General features: G+C 42.7%; 3 protein-coding genes. All 3 read left to right on the forward strand.

All coding sequences use genetic code 11. The features are described from left to right. Positions 1-21 precede the first annotated feature (21 nt). The 3 genes from ACFING_RS09725 (at position 22) to ACFING_RS09735 (ending at position 1,301) form a co-directional block, all read left to right on the forward strand. Positions 22-351, forward strand: coding sequence for a hypothetical protein (locus ACFING_RS09725; protein ID WP_375621335.1), 330 nt, complete (start codon positions 22-24; stop codon positions 349-351). Between the two features lie 63 nt (positions 352-414). After that, positions 415-1,077: a lysozyme gene (locus tag ACFING_RS09730; RefSeq protein ID WP_375630756.1), complete on the forward strand. Its 663-nt coding sequence runs from the start codon at positions 415-417 to the stop codon at positions 1,075-1,077. After that, entirely contained in the window at positions 1,074-1,301 is a 228-nt protein-coding gene (locus ACFING_RS09735; protein WP_375630758.1) for a hypothetical protein, read from the forward strand. The genes ACFING_RS09730 and ACFING_RS09735 overlap by 4 nt, the downstream gene beginning before the upstream one ends. Positions 1,302-1,542: the final 241 nt, after the last annotated feature.

A 1,542-nucleotide genomic window follows, 5' to 3' on the forward strand; every position in this document is an offset into this window, starting at 1 on the left:
CATTTTGTTTAGGAGGGAGAGATGATAGAATATCCAGAACATTTAAATAGCAAAGAAGATTATCTGAACATGCTTTCTTTTGACAAAGTTGAAACAGTAAGAAGGCTAGGGAATCTTTTAACAACACGTTTTTATTGGGTTTTTGTTAAAGAGCTTGGAGAGGGAGAAGAGGGGATTGAAGATGACACGCATAAGGTTTGTCTAACAACAACCATGCCGTTTGATTCAAATGGTGATTTTGTAGAAAAGCGTTGTCAGTATGAATTACAGGAAAGCGACTATGCGCCGCTCTTTCAACTTGGCTTTCGTGTTGAAGAAGTCGAGCAGCTGATCAAAGAGCATAGCCAATAGAGATCATAAGAAAACATTTTTATGCCGCCTCACTTTTGTGGGGCTTTTTTTATGGAGCGTCAGATGAGAAAGATATCGCAAGAAGGATTAGAGCTTATCAAACAATGGGAAGGTTTGCGTTTAGAGGCATATCGAGATACGGCATGTGTCTGGACGATTGGTTATGGTCACACCAGCAATGCGGGTCACCCCCTTGTCAAAAAAGGCATGTGTATTAGCCAAAAGCAAGCAGAAGAAATCCTTTGTGAAGACTTAAAGCAATTTGAGCAGACGGTAGAGGAATCGGTGACGGTTTCGTTAACGGATTGCCAATTCGCGGCATTGGTCTCATTTTGCTATAATGTAGGAACAGCTGCTTTTCGCAAGTCAACCTTATTGAAGAAGCTTAATCAAGGGGATTATGAAGCCGTACCCTTAGAATTACAGAAATGGAATAAGGTCGGTGGGAAGCCTCTTGCGGGTTTAGCCAACCGTCGAGCAGCAGAAGCGGGATTATGGGTAAAAGGGGCTTATGTTTCTTCGAATTATCAAAGGGTAGAAACGAAAACAGCAAGCGGTCTTTTAAAGATAGAAGCACTTGCCCCGATTATAGGGTCTTGTTCGGGGTTTGGAGGCTTGTTGGTTGGCAATGGTCCGGTGCAATGGGCTTTAGCAGGTATCATGGTTTTAGCGGCTGTAACGGGCATAGTGATTGTCGCCAAGCGGTTTGGGGAGCAACGCTTATGATTTTTTGGCTAAAGAAATATTCTCTTATGTTTACAGCGGCTTTAGCCGTTTTTTTTATGGCTTTAGCCAAGGCATTTCAGCTTGGCAAGCAAAGCGAACGGCAAAAGCAAACAGAGAATGCTTTAAAGACAGCAACAACCCGTCTTGAGGTAGAAAATGAAGTTAATCAAAAAAGTGATGGTGGTGTGCGCTCTGAACTTTCTCGTTGGGTGCGCGGCAAATAGGTCTGTTTCTTGTGGTGGCTGGTTGCCCATTTATTTGGATAATAAGGATGTTGCGGTCATCAGTTCCAACCTTGCAAGAGATATTTTGAAGCATAACAAGCAGGGAGCCCATTTATGTGGTTGGAAAGATGGTCAAGAAACGAAGCAGCAAAGATAAAGATCTTACAGAAACAGAACAACAGCTCCTTCACGAGATGATAGAGACCTATCAAGGCTTAAAGATGATGTCACGCATCATGAA

Source organism: Bartonella sp. AP150HLJHH (assembly GCF_042196385.1).
Lineage (GTDB): Bacteria > Pseudomonadota > Alphaproteobacteria > Rhizobiales > Rhizobiaceae > Bartonella.